This is a genomic window from Scytonema sp. HK-05, from assembly GCF_963872035.1.
Classification (GTDB): domain Bacteria; phylum Cyanobacteriota; class Cyanobacteriia; order Cyanobacteriales; family Nostocaceae; genus Kalymmatonema.
Genome location: NZ_CAWMYC010000022.1, coordinates 1 through 20,011, shown reverse-complemented (window position 1 = coordinate 20,011; position 20,011 = coordinate 1). Strand labels below are relative to the sequence as shown.

Here is a 20,011-nt window from a genome sequence, read left to right as displayed (position 1 = left end):
TCACCACTGACCTGAGTACAGGTACAGTCGGAGCCTCCTTGCGGCAATAGGTGAATCTTATCAGTTTCTTATCTTCTTGGTTTAATCTCAATTAGTCAATCCCTTTAACGGGTCGCGGCAAGGAGTCCTAAACCTAATGACGGGTGGGGAGGAATTGCCGCTCCCACCGATTGGGTACTGGGAGTACAGACGCCCTAATTAGGGCGTCTCTACGGACTGGGGACTGGGAAAATATCTCAAAATTTGGGAGCGGCAATATTTCCCCGGACACATTTTGAGGCTCCCTTACCATTACCCCAATCCAAGGGTCCCCAATGCTCAGTCCCTTTTACACTGCTTTAAGTAATGTAAGAATGAGAACCAAGAAGATATTGCTTATTGATGATGAAGCAACTATTCGAGAACTCGTACAAGTCTGTTTAAGCGACCTAGCAGGGTGGAATGTTGTAACTGTCGCCTCAGCTCAAGCCGGGCTGAAACAGCTAGCGATAGAACGTCCTGATGCGATCATTCTTGACGTTTTAATGCCGGGTATGGATGCCATCACCTTTCTGCATAGACTCCAGCAAAACCCTTTAACCAAAGCTATTCCCGTTATCTTCTTGAGCGTGAGATCTGCTTGGTTTACGTCACAAAAACTTTACTCACTTGGTGTGGTTAAGGCAATTGCTAAGCCCTTTAATCCAGTGACTTTACCAGGAGCGATCGCTCGCGCCCTCGGATGGACTTTGCAGGATGAGGATGAATTTTTTGTTTGAGCGATCGCCGCCCAATCGAAAAAATTTTAGCGTCCCTATCAGTTCCTTATTTTTCATTGATAGCCTGAGCTTAAGGTTTTTGGAAAAAGAATTTGGAGGAATAAAGTCAACAACCCACCACTGATGCTCCGCATACAGTGGGGGCGCGGCAGACTCAGTGAGGCTGGGTGAATTGACATCAAATAACAAAATAGTATTTCCGTCTTTTAGACATCCTTAGTAATAGGCATAGCTTCACAGATAGAAAAACAGAGTTTCCTTAGAGTAAATTGTAGAGTTAGCCAGATGAAACAATTTCAAACTAGACGAAGAAGGGGAGTTTTCTTGACTTCTGTTGGACTAAAGCGGTTACAAACGGCAATTGAAGGACTGCAGATAAACCAGAACAAGGGCGAGTGCTTCACCTTGCAAGAATTAAGCGCACGCATGAACGTATCAACGAAAACCCTGAGTCGGTTATGGTCTTTGAATGCAAGTGTGGATCTGCGAACGCTCAAACGATGCTTTAGTGCCTTTGACCTAGAAATATGCACACAGGATTACACCATTAGCAACGAGATGGATGAGAATGAAACCACTGAAGCCTTATCATATAATTCGGACACAAAAGAGATATATGCATTGCAATCAATAGCCAAAGACACCTTTGCTAATGAACAGCATGACAAGTTTAGAGGTTGTTGTTTGTACCCAGATGGCTTAATTCCCCTCGATTCTGTGCTGTATATTGAACGACCACCCGTTGAGAAACTGGGCTATCAGGAAATCACTCAACCAGGCTGTGTGATTCGGATTTGTGCTCCAAGCCAGATGGGTAAAAGTTCTCTAGTGCTGCGGCTTTGTGCTTTTGCTCAACAGCAGGAGTATTATACAGTAAAACTAGATTGCAATCAAATCGATGCGCTATTCTTGAGTGACTTAAACCTATTTTTGCGTCATTTTTGCTGGCGAGTGGCAAAAGAATTAGGCATTGCTCCCAATTTGGATGCCTACTGGGATAGTGAAATTGACAGTAAGTTGAATTGTAATTTCTACTGGAAAAACTACTTATTGGAGCAAATCAAACGTCCAATAGTTCTGGTGTTAGAGCAGTTTGACCGCTTTTTTGAATATCCTCAAATTGCTCAAGAGTTTTTTCCTCTGTTACGCTCATGGTACGACGAAGCACGAGTGAATACTCACTGGCAGAAACTCAGACTAGTGGTGGTTTACTCCACAGAAGTGTATGTTTCCCTAGATATCAACTGTTCTCCATTTAACATTGGGTTACCGTTGTACCTGAGGGACTTTACTGAGCAACAAGTAAAGGAATTAGCCCAGAGGCACGGGTTAAGCTGGAATTCTGGTAAAGAGGCTGCCCAATTGATATCTCTAGTGGGCGGACATCCCGCACTGATTCAGATTAGCTTATATTATCTGACCTATCAAGGCATGACCCTAGAAAAACTGGTAGAGGACGCGATCGCCAACGGCGGCATTTATCGCTCTCATTTATTGCGACAGTGGACAACGCTGCAAGAAAACCCCTGTTTGATAGAGGCATATGCTAAAGTTGTAACAGCATCCGAAAGTGTTTATCTGAATCCGATTGAGGCTTACAAGCTCGATTGCTTGGGATTGATCTGCTATGAAGGCTCGCGCATTTCTCCTCGTTGCGAACTTTACCGCGCTTACTTTAAAAAACAACTATCTACAATTGTGGCGTTGCACAATAGAAATATGATGCAATGTCCTGAATGCGGTTCAACCACAGTTAGCAAAAATGGACAGCGCAAAGGAAAACAGAACTACTTGTGCCAAGTCTGTCAGCGACAGTTTATCGATACCTATGAACCAAAAAGTTATACACCACCAGGGCAAAGGCATTTAAATTTGGTTCATAGGTGATTGACGAAAAGTCTGATTTATGTATTGAACGCTCAAATCAGATTTATCGCGCTCAGCATTTTACTTACTTATAAAGGTGAACCATTAGGATACATCAGTGCCACCCGTTTTTGACGGATTTTGGCTTCCTCTAAACAAAATTCTTCAATTTGTTTAACTACGTCTTCAGAGATTCCAAGTTTCTTTGCTCCTTTGAGTACTACATTCCGTTCTTGTTCACCATATTCTTTATCAGCAGAACAAGCTTTGATCGCATCATAAATTACCCAACGTCGCGATTCATTGGATGTATGAGAACGACTAACTAGTGCCTCTATATCTTCATCAGCTTCATAAACTTTGAGTTTTTCAAGAATTTCAGATCCGCAACCGCTGGCATCGGCAAGTCCAAGCACCCAATCTCTTTCTTCATCTGTTAGTGTCCCATCGCCGTTAGCACAAGCAAGAAGTGCTTTGAAGTAAACTTCATAAGCGTCTGATGGACTCTTTGTTAAACTGTACTGCTCATTCAAAAACCACAAAGCGCCTAAATCACTCTTTTTTTCTGAAATATTGGTAGCCATTTTATTTCCTTGAATTGTCCAATTCATTTTGGAAATTACAGATTTTATTTTAATGTTTATTGCTCTTAATTAATCATTGATTAATTATTTTTATATTCCTAAGCTTATCTGTCTAGTTAACTGTCTTAACTGTCTTATCTGTCTAGTTAACTGTCTTAACTGTCTTATCTGTCTTAACTGTCTTAACTGTCTTAACTGTCTTAACTGTCTTATCTGTCTTAACTGTCTTAACTGTCTTATCTGTCTTAACTGTCTTATCTGACCTTGCATTTTCATTCTTCAAGTTATAATTATTCGTTGACAAAATATTTATTCATGTAAATTGCTTAAGTGTCTTAACTGTCCTTGCATTTTATGAGCGATTATAATATGATTCAAAACTGACACTCAAACAAAGCTACAGTCAAAACAGTGAACAGTGAACAGTGACCAGTTACCAGTCAATCCCCATCAATGAATTGAGGGGCTTGAAATAAGGATGCACTTTCATTATTTCTCCATCAATAAATTGAGGGCCAAGGAAGCGTCACCAGTACCAGCATGGTACTTGATAACTGATAACTGGTAACTGATTCGGTCAATTAGCAGCTAGAAATCAAAACTTATGTATGACATCAAAAAAGTTGGTTCATCGTGGATATTGAATTGGTTCTTTGGTTTTAACCAGATTCCTACAAATGAGGATTCTTGCATTTACATGAAATCAGTTTTATGTTGCGCTAAAGGAGATGGAGTTCTCTCAAGCGAAGAAAGGGATTGGGCTATTGGATTCGCTGCATCTTGGGGAGTAGCAGACTGGGTGATTGAAGAGCTAAAAACATATTCGGCGGATGAAGATTTAGCAGAAGTCATTGCTCGCTCTCCTCAAGTATCCATAGCACAGAGAGATATACTTCTCACTGCAATTTGGGTTTGTGCTGCTGATGGAGAACTGCATGAAAAAGAGAAGATAAAAATTCGGCAAATGGCGTCTCTTCTGGGGGTAGAAGAAGAAATAGTAGAGCAGCTAGAGCAGCTACAACAAGAAGAATCAGCACTACGGCACAAGCGCATTAACCTCTTATATCCGGAAAAAAGCCCCTATTAATAATCTATATCCAGCACGTAAAACCCTAGTATCAAATAAGCTTAGGGTTTAAGCAATGTAACTAGGATTTACGCACTGTACAAATAGGACATCATGTGTGTGAACAGAATTTGATTGTTTCAGGGTTTTGACAATTACCGCCACATAGGTGACGATTGCGATTCGGGGCAGTGCGTGAAGCGCGATGGCACGTATGCGCAAAGCGCAGGCACTCTCGGCGCACAGCGTGTCGCTTTGCGACTCAGTGCCCGCCATAGGCGATCGCACTTAATATGATCCAAGAATCAGGTTTTCATGCCCCAAACCCATACCTCATATTTAGTATTTCCTGGCGTAAGTCCTAGTAACATTTTCCCTTGATTGAGAATTGACAAGAGTTTATTGCGTAGATTGAATTAGGAGGAAATTTGCTAGCTTTTAAGATATATCCAAAACTCTACGAGAGTTTAAGAAAAGGTTGGGAAGATTTTAATAGCAGCCAAGAATACAAGTTATTCCATGATTTTTTTGAATTTCTTTTACAAGCGGGATTTGACGAAAGTCAATACAGAAAATCTATTCCCAACCCAGCTTATGATAATGCAGCGAAAATCATTGGAAAGTATTTTTTGGCAACAGCAAGACAGTTTGAAATTTACTTCGATGAGATTTTTCCTGGCAATTTTTCTATATCAGAGGAAGGTGACAAAGAGGATTTTGTTATTCGAGTGTTTTATTTAACCGCTTTTTATCGAAATCAACCTTTATGCCTTTTCTCAATTAAGTTTCCTCATTATCATCAAAATTTTGGCTTTCCACTACCACCAGAATTAGAAATAGTAAAGTTGTACGAAAAGTGTGATTAGCAAAAAAAAATCTTTCTTCAATCAAGAATTTATTCTATTTTCTGTGCGTACATATACGGTTTTTTCAATTTGAGTGTCCTGAGTCTAATTGAGAACAACTATTAATTAATTTGTAGTATATGTTTACTCAACAATCAAATTCGATGATATTTCGCAGTCCATATCCTGATATTTCTATACCTGAGCAGCCACTGACAGAATTTGTATTGCAACGAGCAGTAGAATTAGCGCAGAAACCAGCCTTGATTGAAGGGCACAGCGATTGCGCAGAGCGCAGCGGCAAAGCCGAACGCATAGTAACTTATGGAGAACTGGCAGACTCTATTCGTAGAGTTGCTTCTAGCTTGGCGGCGCGTGGCTTCTCCAAAGGTGATGTTTTCGCAATTTACAGCCCGAATATTCCCGAATATGCGATCGCTTTTCATGCCGCAGCAACTTTAGGCGGGATTGTTACTACAGTTAACCCATCCTACACAGTAGAAGAACTGGCATATCAACTCAATGACGCTGGTGTAAAATATCTTCTTACCATCCCAGACCTTGTAACGCAAGCATTAAAAGCAGTTGGTCAGTCAAAGGTCAAGGAAGTATTTGTATTTGGTGAGGCAGATGGGGCTACCTCATTTTCTGTGCTTTTAGAAGGTTCAGGAGAAATACCAAAAGTACATATCAATCCACAAGAAGATTTAGTAGCCTTACCTTACTCTAGTGGCACTACTGGTATGCCTAAAGGTGTAATGCACACCCACTATTCTTTTGTGGCCAACTTTCACCAATTCCAAAACTGCGAACCAGTCAGCGAGGCTGATGCAATCATTGGAGTTTTACCTTTTTTTCATGCCTACGGCATGGTCATGCTGAATTACAGCTTGGCCTGTGGTGCTACTGTTGTGACGATGCCGCGCTTCGATTTAGAAGCCTTTGTGAGTCTGATTGAAAAGCATAAAATCACCCGTATCCACATTGTTCCACCTATTTTGCTGGCATTAGCAAAGCAACCAATAGTAGATAAATACAATCTTTCAAGCTTGCGGGTGCTGACTTCTGGCGCAGCACCACTCAGTGATCAATTAATCAAAGAGTGCCAACAGCGTCTTCCTAATTTTGTTGTCAAGCAAGCCTATGGAACGTCAGAAACCTTTGTGACCACCTATACGCCGGATGAACGAGACAAAATCAAGCCTGGTTCAGTCGGTCAATGTCTTTCTCATGTGGAATGTCAAATTGTAGACGTCGATACCCAACAACCATTAGGTTTTAATCAACCAGGAGAGTTGTGGGTACGCGGGCCGCAGATGATGAAAGGCTATTTGAATAATCCTGACGCAACTGCCAACACAATTGATCGAGATGGTTGGTATCACACCGGCGATATTGTCTATGTTGATGATGACGGTTACTTTTACATAGTCGATCGCATTAAGGAGTTGATTAAGTGCAATGGCTATGCTATTGCACCAGCAGAGCTAGAAGCAGTATTGTTGAGTCATCCGGCTGTTGCTGATGCTTGTGTAGTCAAGAGTCCTCATCCCAGTAGTGGCGAAGTTCCTAAAGCTTTTGTAGTGCTGAAAGCTGCTGCGACTCCACAGCAAATTATGGAGTTTGTCGCTGGAAAAGTTGCACCGCAGAAAACGATCCGCAGACTTGAATTTGTGGACAAAATTCCCAAATCACCTGCTGGCAAAATTTTGCGCCGCATATTGGCACAACAAGAACTGACAAATATCAAAGCAGCATCCTCTGATGAGCAGCCATTACAGCTACAGTTGGAGTTTTTACAAAAATTAGATGATGCTTCTTTGGGTCAACGTCAAGAGCTATTAATTGCTTATGTTCGAGAGCAATTTGTCAAAGTTTTAGGTATCGATTCATCTCAAAATTTAGATACAGAGAAGCCTTTGAGTGAATTGAGGCTTGATTCTCTCATGAATATCGATCTGAAGAATCGTATTGATACTGAACTAGGGGTGGATATACCCATAGAAATGTTTCTTGGTAGCTCCAACATCAACCAATTGGTAAATTTATTGCTTCAGCAACTAGCAGCAAAAAACACAATTACCTCACAAAAATCATCTGCCCAGTTAGCAACGGATTTAAATTCAGAGATTGTTTTGGACTCTACAATATTACCTGAATATCCATTTGAGTCAATTATAACTGAACCTACTGCTATTTTTTTGACTGGAACTACAGGTTTTTTAGGGGCTTTCTTGCTTCAAGAACTGCTGTTAAAAACCCAAGCCAATGTTTATTGCTTGGTACGTTCGACTGATGCTGAATCAGGGAAAAAGAGGATTCAAAATAACTTAGGATCCTATGGAATTTGGAATGATGATTTTGCTGAGAGAGTTATTCCTGTGTTGGGTGATTTATCTCAACCACTATTAGGTTTATCATCACAGGATTTTCAAAAAATGAGCAGCATCATTGATGTGATTTATCACAATGCTGCTTGGATTAACTATGTTTATCCTTACTCAGCATTAAAGCCTACCAATGTTTTGGGAACTCAGGAAATCTTGAGATTGGCGAGTCGTGTAAAAATCAAGCCTGTACATTACATTTCTACAATTGCAGTTTTTGAGTCATCAGCTTATTGGGGAAAAGTCGTAACTGAATCCGATCAACTCACTCATAGTGAGGGAATGAAACTTGCTTACTCCCAGAGTAAATGGGTAGCAGAAAAGTTAGTGATGATAGCACGCGATCGCGGTATTCCAGTTTCAATTTATAGACCGCCATTTATTTCCGGTCATAGTCAAACAGGTGCTTGGTATAAAGATGATGTAATTTGCCGCACCATCAAAGGCTGTATTCAAATGGGGAGTATGACAGACATCACTGATAGATTGGATTTAGCTCCCGTAGATTACCTCAGCCAAAGTATTGTGTATTTATCAAAGCAAAAAAATTCTCTTGGTAAGGCTTTTCACTTGAATAATCCTCAACCTATTTCTTGGAGAGAACTAACTGATTTTATCTGCTCTCTTGGCTATGAGATTGAGCATATTGCTTATAAAGATTGGCAAATACAACTAAATAATTCTGTCCGAACTAGGGAAAATCCTTTATATCATCTCTTGCCTTTTTATCAAAAGCAGTTGCCTCAAGAAAAAGTAGGGGTTACGGAGCAATATCAGCACTCAACTGATCCTAAAATTAGCTGTCTAGCAACACAAAATGCTCTAAATGGTAGTTCTATAGTGTGTCCGCCTGTAAATTATCAATTGCTCAATACTTATTTCTCGTATTTTGCTCGTAGTGGTTGGCTAGACTTAGTTCCAAAATAGATGTAATTAAGCAATTCAAAATTCACAGCCTAGCATTTTACCTTTTCTAATGGCTATTCAGTAGCTCAATAACCTTTCTGAAAAACTACAAGCTTTTATGTTTCAAACTCAATTACAACATCCTACAAGTACAAACAAGATGCAGACTACACAAACATTAAAGCAAATGATTGCTGGTGCTTGGATTACCCAAGGTATATATGTAGTTGCTCAACTGGGTATTGCAGATTTACTCAAGGACGGTTCTAAAAGTTACGATGAATTAGCAACAAAAACTGGTGTCGATGGACGCTCGCTCTACAGACTACTACGTGCCCTTGCCAGTGTTGGTATATTTGCTGAAGGGAGTTCAGGTTACTTTGAATTGACTCCGCTTGCGGAAGGGTTGCAAAGTGATCGCACCGATTCCCTACGTGGTTATGCGATCAAATCTGGTCAACCTTGGGAATGGCAACCTTGGGGACATCTACTTGAAAGTATCAAAACTGGAAAACCTGTATTCAAAAATATCTTCGGGATGGAGATATTTGATTACCTAGGTACTAACCTTTCTGCTTCTAAAATATACACTCAAGCCATAAGTAGTATATCTGGCGACGAAGATGCGCCGATCGCATCTGGTTATGACTTCTCATCTATCCACAACTTAGTTGAGGTTGGAGGTGGAAATGGTACTTTAATGACCTCGATTCTCAAAGCGAATTTGACAATGCAGGGGATTTTATTTGATTTACCCCATGTAGTTGCACAAGCCAAGCCTGCGATTGAAGACTTGGGACTACAAGATCGTTGTCAACTAGTCGGCGGTAACTTCTTTGAGTCAGTACCCAAAGGAGGAGATGCTTACTTGCTGCGGCATATTATTCACGATTGGGATGATGAAAGAGCGATCGCCATCCTCAAAAATTGCTATCAAGCGATGCAGCCTAACAGCAAATTGCTGATAGTTGAAATGGTTATCCCTCCAGGAAACGAACCACTCTTTGGCAAACTCCTCGACTTGCAGATGCTCGTGAATTATGGCGGATGTGAACGTACTGAAGCCGAGTATCAGATCCTACTAGAAACAGCAGGTTTCTCATTGACAAAAATTTATCCCGTAGCACCTCCAATCAGTGTGATTGAGGCTATTCGCCGATGAAAGGGAACTCTTAACGGGGAACAGAAAACTAAGTCTCTGTTCCTGCCACTAAGAGGCTAGGTAAATCATTTGTTGGCACAAAACTTATAGTTTTTAGTTCAGAAGGCAGAAGTACGTTCGTCTGAAGGCAGAAGGGGACCCCACGCATAAATGCGGGGGATTGAATAACGTTGCTACGCGTTTATTTTTCTCCATAAATAAATTCAGGGGCTGTCTTACCATATGGCAGAGCACAGAGGACGAACCCTTGTTACCTTTTTTACTTCTCCCTCATAAATGCCCTCTGCCCTCTGCCCTCTGCCTTTCCCTCGGTAAATAAAATGAAGGAAAAGTTGATTGAAACTTTACTAGAAATTTCAGAACAGGAAAAAGAGCGGCTTTTAGCAGCCATCCAAATTGATTGTCAAATTTAATCAGAAAAAGCTTCATATGTATTACAGTCAATAATGGTAATGAAAAAACCTTGCCCCTCAATAACATTAGCACTATGAGATAAGCCGCGAGGAATGAATATACTTGCAGGGGCATTTACAATATAAGTCTCATCTCCCAAAGTGATACGAAAAACCAGCTTTTCAAATGAGAGAATCAGATTGAATTCGTTACAGTTGTGATAATGAGGTTGGCAATAACTTCTATCTTGCGGTTGAAGATGAGAAATTTCATGTATTGCGATGTGTTTATCAGCTTCAGAATGCAGATTTTTCCCAGACATTAAGCGGCGAAAAATAGGAGCTTCATCGTGAAAAGGTATCGACTGTAACGGTTGAACTATACCGCTTGATATCAAAGATTGATGCTTGAGCACATTGACTTTTTTGTGTTGCGAGTTACTACTGTTAATCATCATGTCTGTATTACTAGTTGACCGAAAAAGGAAAGGATACAAGCCCGTTCCGTTGTTCCCTACGGCGGGAAACCCGCCTACAGGACTTCTCTCTGAATTTATTCATGGAGAAGAAAAAATGCCGAGCAACATTATTCAAGCCCCCGGATTTATCCGTGGGGTCTTCAATTTTGAATTTTGAATTTTGAATTTTGAATTCCCCGAAGGGGTTGACTTGCCGACAGCCACTGTTTTATCCGAGGGATCACCGTATAACCAGTTGCCTCGCGCCTGAGGGTCGTTGCTGGTGTAGTACTCATGCCACGCATTCAGGAGTTCTTCGACCGTAAGGGTGCCGTCGCCGTCAGCGTCGAGGTGCTTAAAGGCTAGCTGGCTGTTCGCCGGCGTACAGCCAAAGGCCTCGTGGAATTTAGCAAACTCACTTTGTTCCAGCGAGCCATCGTTATCGCGATCACAGATTGAGAACAGCGCTTGTGCAAGGAGTCCGAAAATTTGTAAAGCAGTCTCCGTCTGGCTTTCCATAGGGTTGACATTAAGCCAGAACCAACGTAAAAATCAGGATTGGAAATAGTTGCTGATAGCAACTATCCCGGAAAATTATGGGGAACTAATTCATAACTGTTCTCCAATTCGAGTGTGATATAGCGTTTCCTCTCAGAGGTTGCTTGTAAAGTATTGGGCGAATAGAATTCGCTACTACTAGAAGGTTGGGAATCAGCTTTTTTGAGTATGTGTGCATAGGCATCACTTCCTCAAACCAGAAGAATCCCAACTTTTGCGACTATATATTGGCGAGAAATCTTCTCTTAATCCAATCATTAGTCGTGGTAAACAGGATAATTGCTTATCCCAAAGTATTTAGCGATAGGTAAATTTCCATATCGTCGTCAGTCTGGCAAAGCCCACACGCCAATTCAATTATCTTGTTGGCTTGCCGACAGCCACTGTTTTATCCGAGGGATCGCCGTACAACCAGTTGCCTCGCGCATTGGGGTCGTTGCTAGTGTAGTACTCATGCCACGCATTCAGGAGTTCTTCGACCGTAAGGGTGCCGTCGCCGTCAGCGTCGAGGTGCTCAAAGGCTAGCTGGCTGTTCGCCGACGTACAGCCAAAGGCCGCGTGGAATTTAGCAAACTCACTTTGTCCTAGGGAACCGTCGTCATCGCGATCGCAGATTGAGAAGATTGCTTCTGCAACGGGATGGAAGCCTTTTTTATAGCCATCTGGATCCTCTGCGAAGGCCTTGCGTAAGCCCTTGCGCCACTCCTCCGGACTGATTTTGCCGTCGTTGTCGGTATCCATCTTAATTGTTACATGTTTCCAAAAGTTCTCGAACGCTTGGAACAGTTTTTGCGTTTTGTGGCTGCCCATAGGCTCACCGAGATAAGTGGCGACACGGGCTGCAAGAGCGAGCGAATCGGCCGCTTCTAAAAAGCCGTTCCCGTTTACGTCGCCATGAGTAAAACAAACGTCCAATTTGCGATCTAATAAATCTTTAGCTTCAACGACAGGCATATTAAATCTCCGTTAATACGTTGACATCCACTGTAATCTTTATCATTGCGTGTGGATGAATTATTTAGTAGTATTACAGAATTTTGATTAAGATACAAGGACAGTTAAGACAGTTAAGACATTTTCCTTAACTGTCTTAACTGTCTTAACTGTCCTTGCTTTTCCATCAAAACTCTGAAAATATATAAGATATTGTGTGTGTTTAAGAATATACATCTGATGCGCTGACGATACACATCTAAAGCAACCTCTAGTTTCCTTCCGTAAGAGTTTTAAACTCTGCATGGCGGCTGGTTACTTTCGTTGCTAATAATAAAGCCAAATTAGGCATGTATAGACGCCCAGACATTCGTATGTGCTTGGTTTGATGAAAGGCTATCCGTCTCCATTGGGGCATCGAGAATGGTCTACATTGGACAATGGATGTCACTTTTAATGAAGATGCTTGCCGTATTCGTACCGGATATGCACCACAAAACCTTGGTTTACTCCGACGAATTGCTCTTAATGCTTTGAACCGAGAACAATCTTTAAAACGTAGTAATCGTCAAAAATCGAATCGAGCCGCAATGGATAATAATTATATGCTTACTATTCTTGCTGCTTGTTTCTTCCAACATAATGATGTTTCTCAATCCGCTTGTCAATAGGGTTTGAGATGCGCTTACCCTGGTTATAACTTTTCATCAATTCGCAACTTAGTTGAGGTTGCAGGTGGACGCGGTACCCTGATTGCCTCGATTCTTAAGGCGAATTTGACAATGAAGGGTGTTCTATACTATTCGCATGAAATAAATCGGATTTTGAACAAGAAGATATTTTTTTAAATCGTTTTGCAGTATTTGGCGTAAGTGCTTAATCTTGCCAGGGCTAGCTTAAGTTGATAATATCAATCACGTTATCTCAATTATTTGACATTGATGCTGAGAATATGAATATACTAATTCTCCTGGCAGAAGTTGTATTTTTAATACTCATTTTCTCCCTGTTTAACTGGCTGATTGGAATAATCTTCAGGCAGTTTGCTAAGGTTTCTTGGTTTCAAGGCAGAACTGCAAATATTACCTTCCTGCGCCGCAATATCAGCAGACTTGTGATTTTCACTTGTGTGGTGCTGTGTCTTGCGCTGATTGCTGTGAATGGGATGGTGATTTATCGAGGCGGAAACGTAAAGGAATTCCAACTTAACTTCATTCGCAGTATTCCGACTCAATTCTGGGTCAATATTGTTACGGCGAGCTTAAAAACTGTTAGCCTACTGATACTGGTTAAGTTCAGCATACCACCCTTACACCGGGGTATAGACTGGGTTTGCGATTACGCCAAGAAGGTTGATCAAATCAAGGCTAACGATGAGAGTACCGAGGCTTTTTTTAGGGTCTTAAAAAGAATTATCACTCATACTCTTTGGATATCATCTGCTATCTTATGCGCTAAATTTTTCTACCTTCCAGAAATCGTTTCCAGATATCTTTACATTGCCTTAAAAATCTATATCATTGTCACAGTTGGTTTACTCATTGTCAAAGCTGTTGCTACTATCGTTGACACCCTTGATGCCCTTAGTCTTAAATACTCCAGTTCTAACAATCTGCTGCGTTTATACGAGCGTTTACGCCACCTGATTCCACTTTTCAAAAAATGTTTGGAATACGTCCTCTATGTCGCCATAGTAAATCTCGTTGTTCCAGAAATAGAGTTTATCGCTTGGATAAGTGCTTATACGCCCACAATTGTTCAGATTATTGGGGTTTTCTTTATCAGCAATGTTTTGATAGAAGTCGCCTACTTCATCCTTGATGAGTTCTACCTAAAAACTACAGATTCAAATGATTCACAGCGACAGAAACGGCTGACGCTCATTCCGTTAATGCGGAGTTTCGCCAAATATTTCATTTATTTCACTGCCGGAGTTACCATACTCAAGCTCATTGGCATTGATCCTGCGCCTATCTTAGCAGGTGCAGGAATTGTAGGTATAGCAGTTGGTCTTGGGGCACAAAACCTCATTAATGATGTCGTTTGTGGATTTTTGATCCTGTTTGAAAACTATTACTTGGTGGGTGACTATATCGAAGCAGGGAAAATGCAAGACAGAGGTGTCGAGGGGATTGTGGAGGCGATTGAGTTGAGAACGACTCACGTCCGACATCCCGATGGTCAATTGCAGATTATTCGGAATGGGGATATTGGATCAATTATCAACTATTCTAAACAGTATATATATGCAAGGGTAGAAATTAGCGTTTCCTATGACTCCAATTTAGATCATGTGTATAGAGTGGTTGAGAAGGTAGGACAGCAGTTAAAGGCGGATGAGCAGGATGTTCTGGAACCCACGCGAGTAGCTGGAATAGAAAACTTTGGGGAAGATAACCTGTTGCTTCTGACGCTGACGAAGGTCAAGCCTGGAAAACACCTTCATATTCAGCGTGTTCTCCGCAAGATATTAAAGGAAACTTTTAGTCAGGAAGAAATTGAAATTTACGGTTTTTCCAAGAATTGATACTATAGCAATCCTATTTCATTTGTGAAAATTGACCAGCTTCAGATCCCCGACTTCTTAAAGAAGTCGGGGATCTTGTTTGTTCACGAATCCTCAACGGACTGCTATAGTACATGACAGCGGAAATAAAGCTACCCTTCGGGTATGCCTAGTGGGTACGGCCACGGCTATCGCCGTTAGCGCAGCTCCTCCGGAGGAGGCACGGCACGCCTGACGGCGTTAGCGAAGCTCCTCCGAAGGAGGCACAGCAGTCGCCTGCGGAGGGAAACCCTACCAAGAGCGCTGCTTCACCATTACAAACCAGCAAAAGAGTTACGGTATAAGTATGCGTGACTTGTTAGCTTCACTTTTGACTTCCGCCCTGCGGTACTAGCCCTTTTAACTGGAGTTTAGCTAATTTCACTAAAACAATAACTTCAACATTACTGTTTTAAGTTTTGGCTTTCTCGCCATCATCAATCACTCAGAGCAATGCTGGACAAATCTTTATCTAGTAGTGGGTGTTCTGATTTGGCGAGGTCTTCCAACAAAGTTGCTGCAACTTTTGCCTGTTGTCTATTATTAGTCGAGGCTAGAGCTTCGCTTAAAGCGTCGTACCACATACCTGCTTCAGCATATAAATTAACTCTTTCGGAGGATTCGCCTTGATTAGAAAGCGCAATTTTCAAATTTGATGGCGTTGGTACAACCTCAATCTCTGCGCGAACAAGTAAATTGCGCGAGGGACGGTTACGGTTGCACAAACTTTCCAATTGCCAAAGATATTTTTTACCCACAGTTAAATCTTGTGCCTGCTGTGGTAAGGATAGTGTCATAATCCCTGGTGAGCTTTGCAACTGTTGCTTGTAAGCGAGCTTGCTTGGTTGGTCGTTTGCATCAAACTCGTAGAGTGTGAATTCCATAGGTATCTGTTGTGAGTGGGGTACAAACCAAGCAAACGTTGGGTGAAGCGAAGTCGTTTGACCGACGTGTGTCACAGGGGCAAGTAAAATGACTGGGCGCACACCGTTTGCTTGGCACCCCCCTCTAACACCTGAGGAGTCCGTATAACCACTGGGCGGCTTTTGAGTGCGGGGTGGTTTGTATGCAGCTTGCGCCGCTTGAGTAAACAAAAGTGTAATGGTCAAAACACAACTTGTTAAAAATTTGGCATTAAAAAGTTTGTGCAAGAGCCACTCTCTCTGAGTCATCTTCATATCCTCTCCGGCATTGCACTAAAAAAACAACAGTAAAATCTTAAAAATTCCAAGCGGGTTTTCTACGAATTCCCTTACTTTTCAATCTAGAGGAAATTACGTAGAAATTTCCTATTAAAATATTCTTTAATATTTGTATAGAGTGGAATTTACATAACTTTAATTAGAACGGTTAACTATTCAATCACTAACGTTTTACTATTAATATCTTCTCATGCAGTTATGTCAATTCCAGAGGGGAAATAGAATCTTGATAAAAAGGCGAAATTGTAAAGATATTGTGGTTAATTTTGCCAGGGTAACAATTACCAAAAGTACAATTTGGCTACAGGCCAAGATAACTCGCAAAGAGTGCCTTTAGGAGAAAGAGGCGATCGCCTAAATTTCCCTTTAAGTTGTCGCGCCAATGACCTAAACTGGTGCGTTCCGTGACCTTCTTTAAATGAGTTCATGCCTAAGCCATCATCTATAACGCTCAAAGTGTACCAGCCTTCATAAGTCGTACACGTGACTTCTAGCCTCGTGACTCCTGTGGCGTGTTTACCGACGTTGCACAAAGCTTCTTCCAGAAATCGACACAGTCCTAACTTTTGTTCTGTATTTAAATGTCGATTATCTATAGGCTCAAATGTACGGATTTTAACTCGCAGTGTTTTAAAACAGGGAAAATCCCGCTCTAAAGTATGGCTATAAACTTGATAGAGAAGTTCATGAATGGGGTCTTGTAAATTTAGAATCAGACCTTTTCCTAAATAAAGACAACTATCTTGCATCAGAGGTTCTTGTTGCAGAAATTCATAAATTCCCCGCAGTTCATGATTCAATTTTTCCAGTTCTTTTTCAACTTCGCAAAGTAATTCGTTGGCTGGTAAATCTCTGTCTCGGACACGCTTTAAAGTTTTAGCAAGGGTTTGCAATGGTCCGTTGTGAATCGTTTCAAATGTGCGTTCAATGACGGTTTGGCGAGCGTTAATTCTAGAACGCCAAGCTTGGTCGTATTGATATAAGGCGGTCATGCCTATACCATTTAAAACTAAAACGAGCATTGCTGGTGTTACTGGAACCCACAAACCCCAAGTCAGGAGGAACAAATAACTCAGGATGACAAGATAAGTGCTAGCAATGAAAACAGCTAAAAGATTGATCCACGGGAATTTCGTGAGTCTGGCAAAACCAATTCCCAAGAGACCCCAGCCTATAATCCATACATATTCCCACCCTTCTGACCAAGAATGTAAAAGTGGTCGTTTGTCAAGCACAGCAGTGATGATTTGAGAAATGGCATGTGCTTGAATTTCCACTCCATAAACTCGCCCTGGTGCAGTTTTGGTAGATGGAATTGCGGAAGTCGTTATCCAGTCTTTGATGCTTGGGGCTATGATCCCGATAATTACGATGCGATCGCGTATCCACTCAGGTTGAAAATTTCCCGTTTTAATATCATTAAGAGTAATCGTTCTAAATCGTTCTCGACCAGAGCGAAAATTGAGTAGTACTTGAACTCCACCATCATTTGCTTGCACGTAACCCCCAGTGTTCGCCAAAAACTGAGGTAGTTCGGTATTTCCAAACCTCATAGCAGCCGAGTCGCGAATACCGTTTTCTAAGGTTATACCTTTATGAGCCAGATAAGCACTTGCTAGAGATAGCGATAAAGAGAGCTTGTATTCTTTGGGTGTTGGTGTAGCTAGCAAGCTGCGTCGCAATTTGCCATCATTATCCGTAATTTGGTCTGCAAAACCAACTTGTTCGGGTGGTAATGCTGGTGGTGGCGCAACTTGCTCGGGTAAGACTTTTTCAATAGCAATTAAATTTTTGATATCCTTAAATGCAGCTACAAGTTCGCGATGACCAGGCTCAACAGGTAAATCTCTAAAAATATCAATACCAATCACCCGAGGCTTGTAGGTTTCTAATTTTCTGACAAGCGCTGCAATTTCTTTATCTGGAATAGGATACTTTCCGACATTGCGGATATCCTTTTCATCAATTCCTACAATCAAGATACGTTCATCGATAGGTTCACTTGAACGTAGACGAACAAAACTATCAAAAGCTAGCCACTCTAAAGATTGCATAGAACCAGTGAGACGGACAACAATCACTAGTCCAATCACTGCAATGCCTGGTAATGCACCCACACGCCAAATGGCAATTTCATCTTTGATTATTTTCCAAATTCCAGCGTGCATTAGAAGTGTGAATTGAGCAAGTTTTTTCGTAAAAATTCTATGGTAAATTCTAAAAATCTATTTTGATTTTTAATTCAATAAACCTCTTGCATCTGTTTGATTCCATCTGTGTCCATCTGGAGGACACTGCGTTGCGGGGGTTCCCCCCGTTGAAGCAAGTGTCCGTTGTCCATCTGTGGTTAATTATTCTTTCAGGACTTACGCAAAAATGCCAAAAAGCTTAATTTATCGTTCGCGTACCATGCCGGAGGCATACCGCTAAGACGCCAAGAACGCCAAGAATTCGTAGAGTGTGCGTAAGTCCTATCTTTTTTTGACTTTTGCAAGAAGTTTAATATTTTTTACAATTTCAATCTCTATAAAATTCGTCATAGATTATAAGTTGCTCCTTATTCATAACTCTGAACTCACAACTAATCTATTAACCCTTCTTCCCTGGCTATCATTTCTGTTTGAATTCGGATATTTTTTCCATCGTCAGGATAAACGTTTAAAGCGTCTTGGAGTTTACTCCAGTAATGGCGCACCATCCTTTCAGAGACACACATTCGCTCTGCTATAGCCTTATCTTGTAATCCTTCCTCAAATGCTAGACTTAGCACCCTTAGCCACTCTGGTTTCACCTCCAATCCAGAATGAATTCCTTTTATATCTTTGGTATGAGTTAATCCCTGCAATGCCCAATCAACTCTCGTTAACATTTCTTGACTAGAAAGACTTTTATCCGCAACAGTGAAGCCTCCTTTATGAGCATCAATGTCAGGTCTAATGCGTACTATTGTTCTGACATGAGCGCTTTGGACAACAATATTCAAGTTGGGGTAGTCCTTCATCAAAGTCCTGAGAAGTTGAACGCCCGTATCAGGTCGTGCCATCATCCCAGTATTTTCAGGAATAGAAAGATCCATAACCACGAGGTCAGGCTGCGAATTCATCACTTGATTGAGAGCATTCTTTGCAGTTAGAGCAGTGATCAGTTCAGCATCTGGGTATTGTTTTCGCAGGACATCTATGGTCCCACCTAAAACTGATTCGTGGTCATCAATAACCAAAATTTTCAGCAATGCCTTCCCTGATAAAGTTTGTCTCATTTTTTATACCCTCGTCAAAACAGCATATGTATAATTATATACTAATAAAACAAATAGAAGAAATCGGCTGATGTTTAATTCATCAATTATATTTACTTTGGTAACGACTAAAAGTTATAACTTACTTCCAGCAAAAGTACCAGACTACGCTGAGATTTTTGATACGGTAAAAGCATTTCCCGAATGTTAAGATTTGAAAACTTTTGCAAAGATATTTTAATTCTGGTAGACTAGAAGAATAAATAAGTGTATATGGTTCAGGATAAGTTATTCGCACAATCAACTGACCTATATTTTGCTGTTCTTCTAAACTGATATCAATTGATATTGGCGTTAAAACTTCTGGCAAAGTTATTCTCAGTAACTCCTCTAAAGCTGTGACAACTGTCAAACTGCATCCAACTGACTCCTGTCGCCAACAAGGTGGCATATCAATATGAAAATATAGGTGTGGATGAGATGTTCTCCAAGGTTCTAAGAGGCAGTGAATGGCTAAAGGCAAGCTATCTTGAAGGTATGCTGGAAATAAGCGATCGCTTAATTGCACTAAAGATTGATGGAACTGATCAATTTGTTTTAAGCAATCTTGAGTTTTGTTGAACGACAACTCCAAGTTATCTACGCTTAACATCTCTAGGCTACGACGAATTGCGAAAGACTCTTGCAACAAACCGTCTCGGATTTTCTCCGCTTCTTGAAAGAGTTTTATAGATTGCCTACAAGACCACCACTGTAATGCCTCTTGAGTTGTATGCTCAGAAGCTAGAAACCGGATGAGGGTGAGGAGGTAGATAATTAAGAATATAATGGGTGTACACAATGTTAGCCTCACAAGACATCGTTATGTTATTTATTTTCCTAGCATAATAAAGAAAGGCTAGGCAGGGCATTGTATCTTTGTGCAAAATATAATAGTTATAATACGTCACTTTTATTTCTCAAAACTGCATAGAGAACAGAATCATTAAGAATTCGTTATTCAGCTATTGCACATTTTATTGATATCTTGATTTTTCATAAGTCAAATCTTGCACCCAACAAGAGCCAGAGGCTCTAATATCTCGTTACCAGGTTGAACCTGGTAACGAGG

Annotated in this window: 15 protein-coding genes and 1 pseudogene; 8 read left to right on the top strand and 8 right to left on the bottom strand. The window is 41.0% G+C overall.

All coding sequences use genetic code 11. From position 1 onward, the window contains the following. Positions 1-353: 353 nt before the first annotated feature. A complete protein-coding gene (locus AACT52_RS04440; protein ID WP_073636225.1) occupies positions 354-758 on the top strand; it encodes a response regulator in 405 nt (134 codons plus the stop codon). Positions 759-1,082: 324 nt separating this feature from the next. Further along, a complete protein-coding gene (locus tag AACT52_RS04435) occupies positions 1,083-2,645 on the top strand; it encodes an AAA-like domain-containing protein (protein ID WP_445263920.1) in 1,563 nt (520 codons plus the stop codon). A 68-nt stretch (positions 2,646-2,713) separates the two neighbouring features. Here the strand turns inward: AACT52_RS04435 and AACT52_RS04425 are convergent, their stop codons facing one another. Continuing rightward, positions 2,714-3,208, bottom strand: a complete 495-nt coding sequence (locus tag AACT52_RS04425) for a hypothetical protein (RefSeq protein WP_083630797.1) — start codon at positions 3,206-3,208, stop codon at positions 2,714-2,716. A 604-nt stretch (positions 3,209-3,812) separates the two neighbouring features. Between AACT52_RS04425 and AACT52_RS04420 the strand changes: the two genes are divergently transcribed. The 4 genes from AACT52_RS04420 to AACT52_RS04405 all read left to right on the top strand — a co-directional run bounded on the left by AACT52_RS04420 (position 3,813) and on the right by AACT52_RS04405 (position 9,574). Continuing rightward, positions 3,813-4,295 carry a TerB family tellurite resistance protein gene (locus tag AACT52_RS04420; protein WP_073636219.1) on the top strand — a complete coding sequence of 161 codons (483 nt, stop codon included), beginning with the start codon at positions 3,813-3,815 and terminating at the stop codon, positions 4,293-4,295. A gap of 407 nt (positions 4,296-4,702) precedes the next feature. Then, complete coding sequence (locus AACT52_RS04415) at positions 4,703-5,140, top strand: hypothetical protein (protein ID WP_073636218.1); 438 nt, start codon at positions 4,703-4,705, stop codon at positions 5,138-5,140. Positions 5,141-5,283: 143 nt separating this feature from the next. Next, complete coding sequence (locus AACT52_RS04410; RefSeq protein ID WP_073636223.1) at positions 5,284-8,433, top strand: thioester reductase domain-containing protein; 3,150 nt, start codon at positions 5,284-5,286, stop codon at positions 8,431-8,433. 139 nt (positions 8,434-8,572) lie between these two features. Then, positions 8,573-9,574 (top strand): acetylserotonin O-methyltransferase, encoded by a 1,002-nt coding sequence (locus AACT52_RS04405; protein ID WP_233154221.1) that lies wholly within the window; start codon positions 8,573-8,575, stop codon positions 9,572-9,574. A gap of 409 nt (positions 9,575-9,983) precedes the next feature. Here AACT52_RS04405 and AACT52_RS04400 read toward each other — a convergent pair whose 3' ends face one another. The 3 genes from AACT52_RS04400 to AACT52_RS04390 form a co-directional block, all read right to left on the bottom strand. Next, positions 9,984-10,424 carry a hypothetical protein gene (locus tag AACT52_RS04400; protein ID WP_233154220.1) on the bottom strand — a complete coding sequence of 147 codons (441 nt, stop codon included), beginning with the start codon at positions 10,422-10,424 and terminating at the stop codon, positions 9,984-9,986. Between the two features lie 132 nt (positions 10,425-10,556). Next, positions 10,557-10,943 (bottom strand): EF-hand domain-containing protein, encoded by a 387-nt coding sequence (locus AACT52_RS04395; protein WP_073636216.1) that lies wholly within the window; start codon positions 10,941-10,943, stop codon positions 10,557-10,559. 396 nt (positions 10,944-11,339) lie between these two features. Next, complete coding sequence (locus tag AACT52_RS04390) at positions 11,340-11,936, bottom strand: EF-hand domain-containing protein (protein ID WP_073636215.1); 597 nt, start codon at positions 11,934-11,936, stop codon at positions 11,340-11,342. A 374-nt stretch (positions 11,937-12,310) separates the two neighbouring features. Here AACT52_RS04390 and AACT52_RS04385 point away from each other — a divergent pair. Continuing rightward, a pseudogene (locus tag AACT52_RS04385) lies at positions 12,311-12,586 on the top strand (transposase); the annotation flags it as partial. Positions 12,587-12,867: 281 nt separating this feature from the next. After that, positions 12,868-14,442, top strand: coding sequence for a mechanosensitive ion channel family protein (locus AACT52_RS04380; protein WP_073636214.1), 1,575 nt, complete (start codon positions 12,868-12,870; stop codon positions 14,440-14,442). A gap of 455 nt (positions 14,443-14,897) precedes the next feature. Here AACT52_RS04380 and AACT52_RS04375 read toward each other — a convergent pair whose 3' ends face one another. The 4 genes from AACT52_RS04375 to AACT52_RS04360 form a co-directional block, all read right to left on the bottom strand. Further along, on the bottom strand, positions 14,898-15,632 hold the full coding sequence (locus AACT52_RS04375) for a DUF928 domain-containing protein (protein ID WP_073636213.1): 735 nt from the start codon (positions 15,630-15,632) through the stop codon (positions 14,898-14,900). Positions 15,633-15,943: 311 nt separating this feature from the next. Then, complete coding sequence (locus tag AACT52_RS04370; protein ID WP_073636212.1) at positions 15,944-17,830, bottom strand: CHASE2 domain-containing protein; 1,887 nt, start codon at positions 17,828-17,830, stop codon at positions 15,944-15,946. A gap of 413 nt (positions 17,831-18,243) precedes the next feature. Further along, positions 18,244-18,921: a response regulator transcription factor gene (locus tag AACT52_RS04365; protein ID WP_073636211.1), complete on the bottom strand. Its 678-nt coding sequence runs from the start codon at positions 18,919-18,921 to the stop codon at positions 18,244-18,246. A gap of 121 nt (positions 18,922-19,042) precedes the next feature. After that, positions 19,043-19,741 carry a hypothetical protein gene (locus tag AACT52_RS04360; RefSeq protein WP_445263919.1) on the bottom strand — a complete coding sequence of 233 codons (699 nt, stop codon included), beginning with the start codon at positions 19,739-19,741 and terminating at the stop codon, positions 19,043-19,045. Positions 19,742-20,011 lie beyond the last annotated feature (270 nt).